The organism is Halanaerobium congolense (assembly GCF_004366375.1).
In the GTDB taxonomy this organism is placed as follows: domain Bacteria; phylum Bacillota; class Halanaerobiia; order Halanaerobiales; family Halanaerobiaceae; genus Halanaerobium; species Halanaerobium congolense.
In genome coordinates, this window is sequence record NZ_SOEF01000005.1 from 63,676 (window position 1) to 81,271 (window position 17,596).

At 32.9% G+C, this 17,596-nt stretch carries 18 protein-coding genes; 2 read left to right on the forward strand and 16 right to left on the reverse strand.

Annotation, left to right across the window (positions count from 1 at the left end; translation table 11 throughout):
- Positions 1–3 precede the first annotated feature (3 nt).
- The 13 genes from C7954_RS03115 to C7954_RS03165 all read right to left on the reverse strand — a co-directional run bounded on the left by C7954_RS03115 (position 4) and on the right by C7954_RS03165 (position 10,983).
- Positions 4–1,275, reverse strand: coding sequence for a restriction endonuclease subunit S (locus C7954_RS03115; RefSeq protein WP_133505650.1), 1,272 nt, complete (start codon positions 1,273–1,275; stop codon positions 4–6).
- Positions 1,268–2,761: a type I restriction-modification system subunit M gene (locus tag C7954_RS03120; RefSeq protein ID WP_133505649.1), complete on the reverse strand. Its 1,494-nt coding sequence runs from the start codon at positions 2,759–2,761 to the stop codon at positions 1,268–1,270. Before C7954_RS03120 ends, C7954_RS03115 begins: the two co-directional genes overlap by 8 nt.
- Positions 2,762–2,814: 53 nt before the next feature.
- Positions 2,815–3,255, reverse strand: a complete 441-nt coding sequence (locus C7954_RS03125; protein ID WP_134058643.1) for a hypothetical protein — start codon at positions 3,253–3,255, stop codon at positions 2,815–2,817.
- A gap of 478 nt (positions 3,256–3,733) precedes the next feature.
- Complete coding sequence (locus C7954_RS03130; protein WP_089716836.1) at positions 3,734–4,000, reverse strand: LysM peptidoglycan-binding domain-containing protein; 267 nt, start codon at positions 3,998–4,000, stop codon at positions 3,734–3,736.
- Positions 3,997–4,890: a phage recombination protein Bet gene (bet, locus tag C7954_RS03135; RefSeq protein WP_134058646.1), complete on the reverse strand. Its 894-nt coding sequence runs from the start codon at positions 4,888–4,890 to the stop codon at positions 3,997–3,999. Before bet ends, C7954_RS03130 begins: the two co-directional genes overlap by 4 nt.
- Positions 4,891–4,948: 58 nt before the next feature.
- Entirely contained in the window at positions 4,949–5,077 is a 129-nt protein-coding gene (locus C7954_RS14000; protein ID WP_276330785.1) for a hypothetical protein, read from the reverse strand.
- 86 nt (positions 5,078–5,163) lie between these two features.
- Entirely contained in the window at positions 5,164–5,547 is a 384-nt protein-coding gene (locus tag C7954_RS03140) for a JAB domain-containing protein (protein WP_243833632.1), read from the reverse strand.
- Between the two features lie 105 nt (positions 5,548–5,652).
- Positions 5,653–5,826 carry a hypothetical protein gene (locus tag C7954_RS13595; RefSeq protein WP_158531705.1) on the reverse strand — a complete coding sequence of 58 codons (174 nt, stop codon included), beginning with the start codon at positions 5,824–5,826 and terminating at the stop codon, positions 5,653–5,655.
- Positions 5,827–5,890: 64 nt separating this feature from the next.
- Positions 5,891–6,313: a hypothetical protein gene (locus C7954_RS03145; RefSeq protein WP_114457529.1), complete on the reverse strand. Its 423-nt coding sequence runs from the start codon at positions 6,311–6,313 to the stop codon at positions 5,891–5,893.
- 52 nt (positions 6,314–6,365) lie between these two features.
- A complete protein-coding gene (locus C7954_RS14005; RefSeq protein WP_255416516.1) occupies positions 6,366–6,488 on the reverse strand; it encodes a hypothetical protein in 123 nt (40 codons plus the stop codon).
- Between the two features lie 263 nt (positions 6,489–6,751).
- A complete protein-coding gene (locus tag C7954_RS03150; RefSeq protein ID WP_134058649.1) occupies positions 6,752–7,429 on the reverse strand; it encodes a hypothetical protein in 678 nt (225 codons plus the stop codon).
- A complete protein-coding gene (locus tag C7954_RS03155) occupies positions 7,422–8,810 on the reverse strand; it encodes an AAA family ATPase (RefSeq protein ID WP_134058652.1) in 1,389 nt (462 codons plus the stop codon). Before C7954_RS03155 ends, C7954_RS03150 begins: the two co-directional genes overlap by 8 nt.
- A gap of 1,001 nt (positions 8,811–9,811) precedes the next feature.
- Positions 9,812–10,983 (reverse strand): IS3 family transposase gene (locus C7954_RS03165; protein WP_133505642.1). Its coding sequence is split into 2 segments (ribosomal slippage): positions 9,812–10,725 and positions 10,725–10,983, totalling 1,173 coding nucleotides; the frame shifts between segments, so codons are not numbered across the junction.
- A gap of 105 nt (positions 10,984–11,088) precedes the next feature.
- Here C7954_RS03165 and C7954_RS03170 point away from each other — a divergent pair.
- A complete protein-coding gene (locus tag C7954_RS03170) occupies positions 11,089–11,667 on the forward strand; it encodes a Spy/CpxP family protein refolding chaperone (RefSeq protein ID WP_133505641.1) in 579 nt (192 codons plus the stop codon).
- Between the two features lie 299 nt (positions 11,668–11,966).
- Here the strand turns inward: C7954_RS03170 and C7954_RS03175 are convergent, their stop codons facing one another.
- Genes C7954_RS03175 through C7954_RS03185 form a run of 3 tightly spaced genes read right to left on the reverse strand, consistent with a single transcriptional unit; the run spans position 11,967 to position 16,287 of the window.
- Positions 11,967–12,983, reverse strand: coding sequence for a sodium:calcium antiporter (locus C7954_RS03175; RefSeq protein ID WP_134058655.1), 1,017 nt, complete (start codon positions 12,981–12,983; stop codon positions 11,967–11,969).
- 33 nt (positions 12,984–13,016) lie between these two features.
- Positions 13,017–15,242, reverse strand: coding sequence for a glycosyltransferase (locus tag C7954_RS03180; RefSeq protein WP_133505639.1), 2,226 nt, complete (start codon positions 15,240–15,242; stop codon positions 13,017–13,019).
- Positions 15,232–16,287: a lysylphosphatidylglycerol synthase transmembrane domain-containing protein gene (locus C7954_RS03185; RefSeq protein WP_133505638.1), complete on the reverse strand. Its 1,056-nt coding sequence runs from the start codon at positions 16,285–16,287 to the stop codon at positions 15,232–15,234. Before C7954_RS03185 ends, C7954_RS03180 begins: the two co-directional genes overlap by 11 nt.
- 348 nt (positions 16,288–16,635) lie before the next feature.
- Here C7954_RS03185 and C7954_RS03190 point away from each other — a divergent pair, with 348 nt between their 5' ends.
- Positions 16,636–17,391, forward strand: coding sequence for a SurA N-terminal domain-containing protein (locus C7954_RS03190; RefSeq protein WP_133505637.1), 756 nt, complete (start codon positions 16,636–16,638; stop codon positions 17,389–17,391).
- The last annotated feature ends 205 nt before the right edge of the window (positions 17,392–17,596 follow it).

Genomic DNA, 17,596 nt, shown 5'->3' on the forward strand with positions numbered 1-17,596 from the left:
TTTCTAAACCTCCATCTCTGTATTTACTCTAATCTCTCCTGTTAATAGTTTCTGCATTAAACCTTTTTTAAGTTGCTCGAGTTTTACTTTATATTCTTCTTCCTTCTGTATCTTAGCATCTACCGATGATAGGATTGATGCTATTTTCTTTTGTTCTTGTATTGGTGGGGTTGGAACATCAACAGACTTTAAGTTTTTAGCATTTATATTTGCTTGACTTGCACCCCTTGTTGCAATCGAATCAAGTATGCTACCTGCATTATAAGAATTCAAATAATAATTAAGATAATAACTATCACATTTATCATTAGTTCTAAGTCTTATTAAATATGAAGCAAACACATAATCCCCTTCAAGAGTAAATATACCGTTTTTCCCAACCAGATCAACACTGTTAGTCCTATTAAAAAGTATATCTCCCTTTTTTACCTTATATTTCTCAAATTCAGTATCATCTAAATCTATATATTTCATAGGCTCATCAATCATATATCCCCTGTAAAAATTATTCATTCTAAAAATAGGGTATTGTCCTTCTAAATACATTTTGTCTGAAATTCCATATTGTACTTTTGAAGTCAATTCATTAACTGTTGATATTTCCCAGTGCTTTGGTATCTCAATTCTCTTTGCACCTATTCGCACTTCCTTAAACTCACTATGCCCAATCCCTTTAGTAAGTAATTCCTGCATTAATCCTTTTTTCATTTCTTTTGTTTCTTCTATTACTTTATCAGTTTTTTCTATTGATTTATCTACTGATGATAGAATTGATGCTATTTTTTTCTGTTCTCTTTTTGGGGGCGTTGGTATATTTAAGTTTTCAAATATTTTGCCAGCAACATGAGGAACAGATGTACCAATTGTTGTACTCTGAAATATTTTAAAATTATTTCTAAGTTGATAAAATAAATATTGATTGTTTATATCATCTTCACATTTCAATCTCGCCATAGTCGAAGATAATGCACCATTAAACCCCATAAAAACATTCCCTGAATAAGAACCATCCCAAATCATTAATATTTCATTTTCTTTTACTTCTACTTTATTATCATCATTTTTTGAACACCACTCGGGAAAATCATTTCCTCTTAAATAATTAACACTCAAATATGGAATTGAATTTTCACCGTTTTTGGAATCAAATAACTTATTTGGTCTTTTGCCTTTCCGTTTTTTAATGACTTTTTTAAGCTTTTTAACTTTCCATTCTTCAGGGATCAACTTAGTTTTAGGTCCAACCCTTACTTCCTTATATCCCTCTTTAACCATTATAACCAAGCTCCTTAAGATAGCCCATCATCTCTGATTCTATCTCATCTCTTTCCTTTTCCAACTGATCAAGCTCAGTTAATACTTCTTCAACATCCACCGGTTCTTCCTCTTCTGTTGTATCCACATAGCGAGGGACATTTAGGTTAAAATCGTTTCTCTCTATTTCTTCCATATCAGCAACTCTACAATATTTCTCTATATCATCAAAGTTGTGATAGGCATCTAATATCTTTTCTAAGTCTTTCTCTCTTAAAAAGTTCTGGTTGCTTCCTTCTTCATAATCTTCCTCACCATAAATAAAGATAACCTTATCTTTTCTCTCAGCAGGTTTATTCTTATTCAGCATTAAGATGCAGCCAGGTGAAGAGGTGTTGTAGAATAAATTGGAAGGTAGCGCAATCACAGCTTCAATTAAATCTTCTTTTAAAACTTTCTTTCTGATCTTACCCTCAGAACGGCTGCGGAAAAGCACTCCATTATCTAAGACTACCCCAACCTTACCATCACGATTGGCACTTGCTAACATATGCTGAACCCAGGCCCAGTCAGCAGAGTTCTTAGGTGGAAAACCATAGTTAAATCTATTATATGCCTGAGACTCCTTAATATCACCCTTAGCATAGCTCTGATTCCACATTGGATTGGCAATCACTCTGTCAAACTGCTGCAGCTTACCACCATCTTCTAAAAATAGTGGTTCTGTAAAAGTATCGCCTCTTTTAATCTGAGCATCATAAAGATCATGTAAAAACATATTCATCTTAGCAATAGACCAGGTATTTAAGTTTCTTTCCTGACCAAAAAGTGAAATATTCTCCATTCTATCCTGATCTTCTTTTCTAATATGTTCAGCAGAATAAATAAGCATCCCGCCAGAACCGCAGGCCGGGTCATACACTCGATCTCCAGACTGAGGATCTAAAATTCTTACTAAAAGCTGAACCACCTCACGAGGGGTATAGAACTCTCCACCTTTTTTACCAGCATCATCAGCAAACTGTCTGATTAAGTACTCATAGGCTCTACCTAAAAGATCAGCATCCTCTAAGTTTTCATTACCTAGTTTTAAATCAGTATAATGCTGGATTAACTTTTCTAACACACTGTCAGGTAGTCTATCCTTATCATTAAAATCAACAGTTGTCAGAACTCCTTCTAAAACAGAGTTTTCCTGTTCTAAAACTACAAAGGCTTTATTGATAGCTGCTCCAATATCTTCAGTCTGTTCCTTAATTGCAGACCAGCGAGCTCTTTCAGGAATAAATACCTTTGACTCAGTGTAAAAGTCTGGATCATCCACAACCTCTTCACCGTATTCTTCAATAATATGCTCTCTGTTCTCCATAAATACATCGTTCATTCTTTTTAGAAATAATAGTCCAAATATGTAGTTCTTATAATCTGCAGAATCAATACTGCCTCTTAGTATATTGGCTGATTCCCAGAGATGTGATTCTAATTCTTCTAATGTTAACTTCGACATTTACAATTCCTCCTAGAATAGTTAAGTTCTCATTTATTAATATATTATAAAGTTTAATTTATACTCTCATAAGCTTCTACCTGATTTTCATATTCATATTTGACCATTTCATAGTCAAGTCCCCATTTTTCTTTTGCAGCAGCCATAATTTCTGGATGTTCGTCTTGAGATTTAACCCAGTTATAGGCAGCTACCTGGTTTTCATATTCGTACTTAATCATTTCATAATCGGTGTCCCATTTTTCTTTAGCCAGTTTCAATAAGTCAATATGATCCTCTACTTTTATAAGCCAGTTATAGGCTGCAGTCTGGTTATCAATCTGGTATTTAACCATTTCAAAATCATCTTCCCAGTCTTCTGTTGCTTGCTCCTTTATAACCTCTTGAGCAGCTTCAGAATCAAGGAATATATCTTCTGGTCCAGCAGCCTGAATTGAAAAAGTAAAGACCAACACAAATATTAAAGCAAGACTTAATCCCAGTTTTCTTCTCATTATTTTTCATCCCCTTTAATTAATTGTAGCTCACTACTCTGACACCATATTGTCACCAGCAAGAAAATATTTTACCTATTACTATTTATACTTCAAGAAATTCTTTAATTTTCCTTTATTGCTGCAGCAGTTATTATTGTCGTAAATTGTAGAAAAAGAGCGGTATAACCAACTATATTCACTTTATCTTACACATACACCAACACACTGGAATAGTCCCCTCTAAAGGATATCAGAGAGCCATATACACTTGTTTTTACCTTATCTGACTATTTGTATGTTAACAGATAAACGCCCTCAAAACAAGCATTTAAAGCCATATAGACTGAATTAAAATATAAGCAGCCTCCATCGTGATTTAGCTTTATTCACAATGAAGACTGCAGGATTATTTTTGAAGATTAGTCGCTCCAGTGATATTATTAAATCATAGTTTTGAATCAGAAAAGATTTCTGAGAGATTCAACCCGTTCTTAGTCTACTTTTCTGGAATCACAATCTTCTGATTAACTCTGATCATTGTCTCAATCTCATTGACCTTTTTAATGGCTGCTACAATCAGCCGCGGGTCAAGGTCAGAGTTAATCGCTTCTGCTATCTCCCAGAGGGTATCACCTCGCTTTACCACATAAACCTCATTCCAGCTGTAACTATCAATAATATCATCTGGACCTGTCTGAGCTAAAATTGCCGCTGTCAGAAGCAGTACTGCCATCAATACAGCGGATATGGTTAGTTTATTCATGAGATTTCCTTCCTTTCCTGAGCACTTAACCTGCTAAATGTATTTAAGATAGACTTCAACTGCTCAAACTGATCCTTACTCAAGCTGTTGATCGATATTTTCTTGCCGCTGCCTATACCTTTTTCTCTTTTGACATGTCTGAGGTAATTATAAAGATCCTCTTTCAGCTTAGGATCATCACCAACTATTTCTTTGATAGCAAGCTCTCTTTCAGTTAGAGAGGTAACTTGATCGTTTTTCAAAGTTTCATCTTTTTGAGTCTTACCTTTATTCTTCTTGCCCTGTACCTGGCTGAATGGAATATCATCAAAGTTATAATCATTCTGCTGCTGTACAGCCATTTCTTCCCTGGAAACAAGCCCAGAAACACTAAAAGCTCTCTTTAAAGCCATTGATTCAGCTACTTTAAGAATCATAGCTGAAGGATACTGCTTCCAGACCTTAGTATCTGACCTGTATTCTTCAAAGGGAGCAAAGACATAAACGGGATAGCTTCTGTCCTTTCTATAAACTAAAGCGTAACTACCGACAATTTGTCCGCGGTTGGTCCCATATTGATGATTAATTCCAATTTCTTTTCGTCTAAACTTATCATTTTCTCTAACTACATCTGAAACCAGCCCATCATACTGGGGATGCCTATCAGCTATCTTTAGATAACCATCTCTAGAAGTCATAATTGTTGGCTTACCATCTTTCTTCCAGAAAAATATTTCCTTATTGAAAGGATCAAGTCCATAGTTTTTAGCCAGATAGATAAACATCTTAAACTCATCACTGGTTGCATCTCCGGCAACAGTTCGTCTCAGAGTTTCTAACTCCTCTTCAGTAAAAGTAATCAGTTCCTTTTTCTTTCTATTAATATCAACAACTTTACTATTTGCACTCATTTTTATTCCTCCTCTTAATTTAAGGAGACCCAGATTTAATCCAGGCCTCCCATTATATTTAGTCTTCTTTTGGTCTTTGAGCTTCTTCAACACTTAGATCATGGTCACAGTGAGGACAGTTCCATTCACTCTTTTTACAGGAGCTGTAGGACTTCTTCTTACACTCAGGACATTGCTTTACATACATCTTAATCACCTCCTTTATCTGCTTTTTAGACATAAAAAAATCCCGGCGCCGGCCAGGTTAATTAACTATTATTAACTTTTGCTGATTCAGTCTTTCATCAGATTCTCTTCCTGCATACTGATAAAGTTATCTCTACTGCCGATAATAATGTGGTCCACAACATTGATCCCCATTATCTTACCGGCCTTCTGCAGCTTTTTAGTAATTGAGATATCATCACTACTTGCATCCGCCACACCAGAAGGATGATTGTGAGCCAAAACTATACCCGCTCCATTCTGCAATATTGCCCGTTTAAAGACCTCTCTGGGAGTAACTAGACTTGAGGTCAATGTACCTGTAGAAACCTCAAATACCCCTGTTACCTTGTTCTTAACGTCAAGGGTAGCGATAGCAAAGACTTCTTCTGCTCTCCTATCAAGTTCAACTACTTCTACAAAGAGATCCCTTGCCTGAAAAGGGTTTCTCACGTACTTATCAATGTCATACCTTCCACCTGACTCCTTGACAATTCTTAGACTAAACTTCTGAATATTTACCATTACTCTCATCTCCTTTATGTTTTTAGTATTCATCTAAAACGGCATCTTAAATTCCTGATCATCACTGCTTAAAACTGCAGCTCTTTTTTTCTTTTCCTGCAGCAGTCTTGTTGCTCTCTCCAGCTCATCCTCATCCATTGGCTCAGCATAGGGTCCTAAAGCTCTTTTTATCCTCCACTCATCACTCGGCACACCATTTATCTGCATAATTTTCACCTCCAAATAAAAAAAGAGACCATCAGCTCTCACTGACAGTCCCCTGAGTTTAATTCTAAGCATTATTCCAGCCTTCCATAAATGCATCCTTTAATCCTGATAAAACACTCTCCGATTTAAGCCGGGTAGAATTGGCGCCGATAACCGACTTCTCAATCGCCTTCAGGGCAGCTCTATCGACCTTTGAAGCAGCCATCCCAGTGACTTTAGCAACATTCCTGGTTCCAGTAGATGCCAGTCCAGCTGCCTTTTTAACGCCATTCTCAGCCGTCTGAGCAAGCTTCTTAATTGCATTATCACCACTTTTAGAATCAATAATCTTCCCAGCATGTTTGAGCTCATCTTTTCTCTTGAGATCCAGCTCTTCCAGCTTACTTAAGACCAGCTCCTGCATTACATCATTCTCCGCCATCATTGCTCTTACCAGCATTTCTCTCAATCTTAGAACAGTCTCAACATTATTTTCTTCTTTAAACATAGTTATTACCTCCATATTGTAGTTTTATTTTGACTTTCATCTTAAACAGCTGTTACTCAGATATTAGGTAAAGATCAAAGAGAATAAAGAACAAAGCCATAAGAACATTTCCACTAAACAAACTCTGCCAGGCTAAAGCACCAAGCAGTAGGATAACAAGTGTCTTAGAAGCCATCTGATTCACCTCCCTTTCCTTATTTTGGACTAACCCACTCCCTTATCTACTCTCACCTCCTTAAATTTAGACATAAAAAAAGAGCTGCCTGAACAGCCTCAGTTAAGAGACTGTCCAGACAGCTCAATGTCTTTAAGTATTCAGTTATGCTCTAGGGGGTGGGGCGTCGAACGTCGATTTGAAATTCATAATTAAGACGTGGTCCCGCTAGAAATTGTGTGTAATTTTTGAGATTGCTAATAGGGAAAAACCCTTTTAAAATGCTAAAGATCTTCAAAAACAAGGTGTAAATTACTATATCTATTTAAGGAGTTACTTCCCTGCTTAATAAACTCCCAAGTTTCTTCATATTCACCTTCGACAGCAAAACTATTAGTTCTAATAAAATCCAAAAACTCAAATTTCTTTTCAAAATAGCTATCACTAAACTCTTCAGCTTTTTCTACTTTTAGATTATCATCAATATTTGCATCATTGTGAAGCACATGTTCTAAATTACAGGATAAGTAGTAAGCGTTATATGGAATACCATTTATTTTAAAATGCCTACTCAGTCTATCCATGATGCTGCTTTTTTTATCATTTCTTTTCTTTGTGTTTTCAGGATGTCTGGTACATAACTTATCAACATAATAGTAATTCTTATCCCTATCATGTTTTTCGATCAAATCTTCACTGATATATGCTCCGTCAGTATCCAATAAATGAATAATTTCTAAAATATCCCCTTTATTATAATGTTCTTTGTCCAAAAAAGATAATACTTCTTCATTGATTACTTCTATCACATTACGAGAATTAACTCCATTCCTGGTAGTTATATCTCCACGAGCAATTTGAAATTCAATCTCTTTATCCTCAAATATCTCAGAAAAAATAAGACCAAAAGATATTTCCTCCGTTATACCTTCTACTAAGAATAGAATTAATTTTCTAGTCATCAGCATCAACTCTACCAGCAGCCCTAAAAGCTCTGGCTATTTTGTATTCATTTGTTCTCTCATAAACTTCCTCGTCCTGTCCACCTAACTTAATTCCACGATAATAGAAGCTTCTTAGATTATTGGTTTCCTTAACATTAGTAAATCTAATATATCGATTCTGAGGATTAGTAGTTGTAAAAATAAGTGACTCTTTATTAAGTTTCTCCAGTGGTCTTAGGTTATGAGAAGTAAAGACCAACTGCCCCTTAGCTCTATCCTGTATGATCTCCAGAATTTCACCTAAAAGATATTCAAATATACCAGCATCAAGCTCATCAACAGCCAGACAAATACCCGGCTTATTGTACATCGCAATCATTGCACTCAAGATAGATATGATCTTTTTAATACCATCTGATTCATATCTAAGAGGGATCTTAATCTCTCCTCTTTCTGCCAGCAGCTCTACTTTTATTACTGGATCACCGTTCTCATCCAATTCTTCTCCATACTCTTTAATTTTAATTGTTAGCTCTGGAATTATCTCTTTTAAGACAATGTTTAAGTTCTCGATAACATTTTTAACAGTAGAGAGGACCCGCTCAGGAACTGTTGTCGGCTCAGACAGAGCTATTGCCAGATCTCCACCTTCTATTCTCTCTGAATCACTAAATTGAAAACAAAAAGGTATAATTAGATTGGCATTGATCATACCTGAACGAGAATTTCTGATCACAAACAGGTTCATTCGAGCATACTGTTTAATCTCCATAATAATCTCAGCAAATTCGTTAAAGGCTTCATTACCCTTATAAATATGATCCATCTCACTAGAAAAAATAAAAGATGTTTCATCCTTCTTCGCAAGCTCCTTGGCCACTTTAAGGTCCACTTTAGCATCTTTATTGTTCTTAGTGAGCAAATTGTAATTCTTCTGGGGACTTAACAACTGCTCTTTCTCATCAAGGTTATGAGTTATTATCCCTCTCTTATATGTCCAGCCATCTTCTTCAAGCTTTTTATATGATAGATCTTCTTTGATAATTACTGGAACAGCATTTTCTCTTCTTTCAATTACCATTTCATAAAAGAGTTGGTATTTATCTTCCCCCAAAGACATAGAAAAAACAGTATTAATAGCAGCTTCTTTCTCGCCCTGGTATATATAATCTTTAATATCTCCAGGCAGAGATTCTCCAAGCAGGACCAGTTTCAGTATCCACAAAGCTTCAATAAAAGCGGTTTTACCAGAACCATTCTGGCCGTATATTCCCAGCACATCTGATGTTTTAGAAAAAAAGTCTTCACTTTTATAACTGTTGAAATCAATCTGACCCTGCCTAACATTCTTAAAATTATTCAGTTGTACCTGCTGCAGACGCAGCATTCTCTCCTTCATTTGATCACCTCCACTGATTAAATTATACAACTATTAGTGATAAAAAGCAACATTTTCAGTAAAATCGATATAAAAAATATCGTATTAGACAAAAATTTTGGATTATGAGCAAAAAATAGTCTGTCAGGTGATTATTTTATAAAAGGTAAGACTTAACATGAAGAACTATTTTACAATGTTAAATAAACCGTAATCAAATTGATTACGGTCTGCTTTTAGATTAATTTATAGTTTTACTTATAATCTGCTGCTCCAGGTATCTTCATTTTCTAATACATCCTTCATACAAGTACCTCCAGATATCTTTTCACGATATTCTTTACCTCTGTAACTTCTGCATACCTAAATAGTTTGGAGATGTTCTTATCTTTCCTCTCTAAATAGTTCTGCATAGCCTCTTTTACAACATCAGTACCTACTTTATTTCTCAGTCTGATACAGTCACAGATTGTTTTTTCTTTATCATATATTTTAACCCTACTTCCCTCAATATTAACCTCTTTAATCCCGGTATTGAACTGTTTATCAGCAAAATAAAAAATAGAGATCGGCGGATAATCAGGCAGTTTTGGCCTGTGCTCATCTCGGTGAATGGCAATATAACACCTCCGTTATAATTATCCGCACTTATAGATATGTGCAGAGGTTTTTAACACTTTTTCTATTTTCAATATCCTTTATTTAATAAGTTTTTAATTTGTAGTTAATTAAGGTCTAATATCTTCCTGTTATTATTATAAATAGAATAATTAAGTGAATTAAAGTCCCCCATTTTGGAGCTGTGACAAAGACAGATACTATATAAATTATTGAACTAGATAATTTCCTCCTTTGGTATTTTTATCCCTCTCCCCAGAGGGGTTTTTTATTTAAAAATAGTTTATTTTTTCAGATGTCAAAACGACCAGTACTTATTCAGAAATTAATTAAAATATAAGCATAAATTTATCATTTTTTAAAGTTTTATTCCTATAATTAAACTATGAGGTTCCCCCATTAAATTAGACACATAGTTTAGATAGTTTTCTCTCGTTTTCGTAGTCTTCTGGACTTTTATAATTTAATGTAGAATGCATTCTGATTCTGTTGTAATAAACAGCTATATATTCGAAAATATCTTGTCTTGCTTGTTGTCTAGTTCTATAATTATTTTGATAAATTAATTCTGTTTTTATTGTGGAGAAGAAACTTTCTGCCACTGCATTATCCCAGCAGTCTCCTTTGCGGCTCATTGATGATCTTATACCATTTTTCCATAGCTCTTTCTGGAAATCATGACTTGCATACTGGCTGCCTCTATCAGAATGAAATATCAAGCCTTTTTTAGGATTTCTATTTTTAATTCCCATGTTTAAAGTATCTATCACAAGCTGTCTGGTCATTCGTTTATTGATGGACCAGCCAACTACTTTTCGTGAATAAAGATCTATTACTACAGCTAGGTAAAGCCAGCCTTCAGCTGTGGGTATATACGTAATATCTGAAGCCCAAACTTTGTTAGGCTTAGATACATCAAAATTTCTATTAAGCAAATTCTCTTTTAGCGGTAAGTTATGATTTGAATCAGTTGTCTTTTTGAATTTCTTTTTCTGAATTGCTCTAAGACCCATTAATTTCATCAGTCTCACAACTCTTTTTATATTACAGTTATGGCCTTCTTTTACCAGCTGACGATGTATTCTTGGACTTCCATAGCGGCCGCTATGCTGCCAGTATATTTTAGCTATTTCTAGTTTCAGTTTCTTATTTTCAATTTCTCTTTGACTGAATTCTCTATCTAGCCAATCATAGAAACCTGACCGGGAAACTGCTAATACCTGGCACATTTTCGTCACAGGAAATTGATCTCTGTGGTCCCGGATAAAACCGTATATTACTTCGGTTTTTTCGAAAAGATGCCCACTGCTTTTTTTAATATATCACGTTCTAATTTAGTTTCTCTAAGTTCATCTTCAAGCTCTTTTATTTTTTGCTGTTCGGGTGTTAATTTCTGGTTACCGTTACCAGGAAAGGCATGTTTTCCTTTATTTCTATATTCTCTACGCCAGCGATTGAGATTACCATAATTAATACCTAGATCTTCAGCAATTTCTTTAACAGATTTATCAGAGTTGAGACTGAGTTCAACAGCGTCTCTTTTGAATTCTTCAGTGTAACTTCTTCTTTTTCCCATTTTGGGCACCTCCTGAGTTTATTATATATCTTAACTCAGTGTCCTACAAATTGGGGGAGGCTCACTATGATTTAAAAAATTAAAGTAAATTAGGAGGGATATCAAATGAAAGAAATATTAAAAGTTTCATTGTTCATTGGCTTTATAACAGTAATTTTGACTGGAGTTAGTTTTGCCCAAGGACTTAGAATAAATTCTGATGTCAAAAACCATAATTCTCAAGCAACAAGTGAAGGTGTTGGTTATAAATCAGTTGAATTAACTGATTATCAAATAGAAAAAATATTAGAGTCTTTAACTGATGATCAAGTAAAAAAAATAGTTAAGTTACTTGATCATCAAGTAGAAAAAACAATAGAATTGTTAACTGATTACCAAATAGAAAAAATAATGGGATTTAAAGATGAATTTTATAATGATACTGAAGAGTTAAGAAATGAATTGAAAAGTTTAATTCGTGAGATTAGAGATCTTGAGTTTCGTGGAGCAAGTGATTCAGAGATTAGAGAAGTTGAAGATAAACTAGAACAGGTTTTAAGCAAAATAAATGAAAAAAGAATTGAGTATCAAAAAAATATTGAGTCTATATTAACTGATAGTCAATTAGAAACAATCGAAGAAAATCATTTTAATTTCCAAGGAACATTCAATAATTCAGACACCTCTAAAGGTATAAGAAATTGAAATAACAGATCAAATAATAGAAAATAGTCTAAGTTAGGACTTTCTGCAGGACCATAAATCTAATTTTCTTTTAATTTTGCTTTAAAAGAGTTTTAATAATTTGCTGATATTATTATAGATAGAATGAAAGCATAAATTTGATCCCCTTTTTGAAGCTGCATAAAATGCAGCTATAATATAGATTTTTGTACTTGATAATTCTCTCCTCTTTTTGTACCCACTCCTTTTATGGAGTGGGTTTTTAGTTTTTCTCATAAGTCCAGTAAGTTTTGGATACAAGTCTACTAATAATGTTATTACTAAATCACATTCAGTCCCAACTGAAAAAGAAGATAAACACCTGCAAAATAAACTGCTGCAGCTGCAATCGCATCCCAGCCCATCCACATAAAAGAACGCCGTGAGCGATAAAATAAACCAATTAAAATAATTGTAGCCATTACTATACCTACTGTTGCAGTTAAAATATGAACTATCTTAGCATCCTGCAAAAGAACTCCCTGACGGTAAAATAGATCGGCAAAGAAAATTACTGTCATATTGAAAATGTTGCTGCCAAAGACATTTCCAACTGCCATATTATAGGCACCAATCTTAATAGCCGAAATTGTTGCAACAAGCTCCGGCAGTGAAGTTGCCGCCGCTACCATAATTGAACCAATAAAACTCTGATCGATTCCGGTCAGCGTTGATATTTGATCAGCAGTAATGGTTAATCGATAGCCGCTAAAAACAATTACAACTGCACAAATTGCAAAACCCATTAAGGCTTTATTTAAAGTATAATCAGGATTGGGGTCTTCTTTTACAGGGTCATCTGGATCAAGTGGATTTTTCTGATCATAACGATAGATCATTCTCACACTAATAATATATGTAATAAGTAATGTTATACTATCTACTCCCACACCAAAAATACTCAAATTGAAATTCATAAAATGGGATAAGATAAGGCTGAAAACTACTAAAGCTGAAAGTAAAACACCTACCAGACCAGAAAGAATGTGGCTGTAGTTAACTCGAAGTAGTAATGGGCCTTTTCCCTGAAGTAGATCAGCAAAGGCTAAGATGACAAGATTAAATGTGTTACTGTCAAAAGCGTTACCAACTGCAATATCTGGAGCTCCAACAAGAGCTGAACTGATACTAGTCACCAGTTCCGGTAGTGAAGTTGCCATTGCAATTAAAATTCCACCGATAAAAGCCTGCCCCAGACCACTTTTATCAGCAATTATATCTCCAAATTTTGATAAATAAGTTCCTGAAATTATAATAAAAATTGCCATTAAAATAAACTCTAAAAATAGCTGTTTCAACTAAATCCTCCTCAGATAATATACTTAATTTAATTAATAATCTTTTTTAAGCTGTATAATTTTATAATAAAGTTCTTCGGCCTCTTCAGCCATTTTTTCAATCGAATAACTTTTTGCTGTTTTAAATGCATTTTGAGAAAACTCATCATGTTTTTGTCTGTCAGTTAGTAACTCTTCTATTCGGCTGGTCCACTTATCAAGTTTTTCTTCAGTTTTATAACCATTAACCCCATTTTCAATAACATCATCAATACCACTTGATTTAACAGCAACCACAGGATTTTTAGCAGCCATAGCTTCCAGCAGAACCATCCCCTGAGTTTCAGTAGTTGAGGCAAAGACAAATAAATCTGAAGCCAGATAATACTTAGCCATTTCTCTAAAGTCAACCGCACCAATCAGTTCAATATAATTTTCTAAACTGTTATTCTGAATAAACTGCACAATATTTTCTTTTTCTGAGCCACTGCCGATAATAATTAGTTTAAATTTCAGCTCAGTTCTTTCTTTTAATCTTTTTATCCCATCTAACAAGAAATATAAGTTTTTCTCCTTCGACAATCTAGAAACTGAAATTAATAAGTGTTCAGAATCTCCAATAAGTTTTTCTCTAAGTTTCTCTATTTTATCCTCATCACAATTATAATAGTCAAAATCAATACCGGTTGGCATCACCTTAATATATCTACTGACCCCAACATTGCGCAAATATTCTTTTGTTGATTCAGTTGGAGCAAATACTGCATCTGTTTTGTTCGAAAAATTCTTAATTAGAAAATGAGATAATCGATTTGCAAAAAATTTACGCATAAACAATATATTAGGAACATAATGAGCGTATTTCTCCAAACGGGTGTGGTAAGTAAAAGCCAGCGGTAGACTAAACTTCTCTGCTAATTTTCTACCTTTATTTCCCAGCCAAAAAGGATGATGGGCATGAACTAAATCAAAATCTTCAGCCTGGAAATCTTTCTTTATCTGTGGTGAATAAATATTAGTGACCGGAAATTCGAGCCCTGCTTCTTCGTAATAATAAATAGAATTACAGCGGATAATATCTTCTTCATCTTCATTTTGACTTTTATTCTTATATTCTGGAGCAAAAATTTTAACTTCATGGCCTCTTTTTCTCAATGATTTAGACAAGCGCTGAATTGAAATCGGGACTCCACCAATCACCGGAAAATAATTATTGGTAAACATCGCGATTTTTAAATTTTCATTTTTGTATTCATTCTCAGCATAAGCAAAATCACGGTAGTAATTGACTTCTTTGTTAATTTCTCTATGAATTATATAAAATACTGTTAACGCAATGAATAATACTAATAAAATATTGATATAATTAGCATAAAAGAAAGACTGCACTGCAACCCAAATATTTACTAATAACTTTGAGGGTAAACCCGGGTTGTTTTCTAAACGCTCTACCTTAACTTTTATCCCATCTTGATTTACATTTACTAAAAGATAGTGATAAAAACTCTTATCGTTATCAAAGATAAGTTCGCCTCCAGCACCACCACTTATATAATAATCAACTCCCTTAATTTCTTGCTGATGAAAAATTTCCAGATTAGAAGAAAAAACAGCATCAATATCATATTCTGCAAAGATATCTTGATAAAAATTCCTTAATTGTTGATCACCTATATATTTTATACTGTCATCTATTAAATATTCTGTATCAACTTTAATTGGTGTTTTATTCATTATTACAAACTTTTTCTGATAAGCTGCAGCTTCTTTAAGTTCATTCCTTAACCACTGCTGCTGCCAGTTTAAATTGGTATTCTCTGTAGTATCCAAAAATATAAAATATGAATCATCTATTTGAAAAGAATAATAAAAAGGACCAAAATACTTATAAAAATTATCACTTCCTCCATCAGTTATTTCTCTTTTGCCAACTGCAGTTAAAAAAGGTGTTTTTAGTTTTTCTAAGGTTCTATAAAAAACTCTATATTTACTTTCATCACCATCTCGAACGTTATTTCCTGAAGAAATTATAAAATCAATGTTATTTTGCTTTGTTTTTTCCAGGATTCGATTATCAAAAATTGCAATTGAATTTTCTATATTTCCAACTACTGCAAAACTATACCCATTATTTTTTATTTTCTCTCTAATAGTATTCATGTTTCTAACATTAACTGACTTAAAATCCTGAATAGTAAAAGGTGCATATATTTTATAGCTAATTAAAACTAATATAATTATAATGAAAATTAATATATATAGTTTACCTCTACTCTTCAACTTCTATCCCACCTCTAATGATTAAATAAAAAAATACAAAGACACCTATTAAAATGCCAACATATTTACTAAAGAATCTCCAGTAAAATAATAAGGGGAAAAGATCACTTTGATTGACAAATCTAGAAAAAAGAAGTGAATAACCGCCCTCTGCAATTCCGGCAGCTCCTGGTGTAGGAGCAAAATACATAATAAAAACAACCAAAATCTGAAAGATTAGTATCTGGAAAAAAGATGTGTCGTTATAGCCCAGCCCTTGAAGTATCAAAAATGAAAATGAGAATTCAGTTAATAAAAATATAACTGTAAATAATAAAGATAAAAATACAAAAATTTTCTTACCCTGAATAAAAAAAGCAAGGTCTTCTGAAAAGAGTTCAAGGTGTTTAAAAATGTATCTTACAATTCTCCTAAATCTTTTTTTATTAAGAAGATGTTTAGATTTTAGAAAATATAAGAACTTATAGATGATTTTCATGATTAATCTAACTTTGAAAATCAAAAGATAAAAAACAAAAACATAAAGAGCTAAAAAAATTACCAAATAAATAAAAACATAGTTTGAAGGAAGCAAATTAAGCATTGACTTATTCCTGATGATTATAAAAGGAACACTCAAAAAAAGCATGGTTGCTGATAATAAGGTTCTAATTAAAGCAGCTGCTGAAGATTTCCCCAATGGTATACCTTTTTTTTGCAAAAAATATACCTGAGCAAAACCACCACCGGTAGCCAGTGGAGTAATATTTGAGATGAAGAAATTGATAAATACTAACTTATAAACATTCCAAAAAGAAATTTCAGCATTTAAAGTTTTTAAAACAAAATATAACCTCGAAGCATCAAAAATATAATAAAAAAATAGTAATCCAATTAATGATGTAATGACTGCTGCAGGAAAAGAAAAAAATACATCAAGATTACTGCCTTGGGAATAGATTCTATTAATATAATACATTGAAAAAATTGAAATTGAAACAAATAACGCAAAATAAAGAAGCAAATTCTTAAGGTTAAAATATAATTTTTTATCTTTTTTTGCCATTAAATTTTTCATCCTTTCGATATATGTTTGTTAGCGTAACTAGTTCTTTAGTTAGCTTGAATATATTTTTTCCTATCATAAGTAATTTTTTACACCACGATTTTAACACTTACGAAAGTAATCATAACAAATAAAGTAATTTAATTCAATAAACATCTATAAGTGAGTTTCCCCATTTTTTAATCTAATAATTATTTCGTTTTAACCAAATTTTAATAACCAATTATTATACTTTTAATAGAAAAGATGAAGTTAGTATTTATCAGTTAAAAGTGGCAAACTAATATTTTGGTCAATGACTTTGAAATTCTTATCCTATTTTATAATTTTAAAAGGAGTTGTTTGAATATGAAAAAGAGAATTTTATCTTCTTTGCTAATCATTGTTCTTATTCTACCAGTCACAGTTTTTGCTCAAGATGTAAATCTGAATTCTAAACAGCCAGCAGATCCAAATTTGAAAGATAAAATGGAATCAAATATTGTTGCTAAAGTTAATGGGGAAAAAATAACTAGTAAAGAATTAGCTCAAAAAGCAAGTACAAATCAGCTGCTAATGAAAATAAATCAGATTGATCAACAATTTCTTAAGACTTTAACAAGCACTGAAAGTGGTAAAAAAGTTCTTAAAGAATATCAGAAGCAGCAGCTTGATAACTTAATTAATAACATTTTATTACAGCAAAAAGCTGAAAATGTAGGTATTACGCTCAGTCAGAAGGAAAAAGAGGAGCTTTATCAGCAGCAGAAGAAAAGAATTATAAAAAATAATAACTTAAATCAGGAAAAGTACCTATCAATTCTTAAAAATCAAGGCTATAAAAATGAAAAAGATTACAAACAGCAGTTTTTAAAGAATCCACAGTTAAAGGTAAATAAACTAATTGAAGAAAAAGTAGTTTCTGATGTTAATGTCACTTCAAGTGAAATTAAGCAGTTTTATGAAAAAAATAAAGATCAATTTACTAAAGGTGACAACACACAACCTTTAGAAAAAGTTAAATCTCAAATAGAAGAACTGTTAAAACAACAAAAAAGAAATAAAAAGATTAGTCAATATGTGAAAAACATTAGAGAAAAAGCAGAGATTAATAAAAATATTTAATCCTCCTTGATCATAGATCTTATAAAGAACAGGTCCTATTTTGGGATCTGTTTTATTTTTTTGCAAATATACATTAGCATTGCTTTTGAAACTCATATTATCGGAATATTCATCTCTAAAATCTTCCCAATCTATTTTTAAATCCTCCACTTATTACTTTCTATTTCTATTAAATCACAAAGCCATAGTTATAAAAACAAAAACC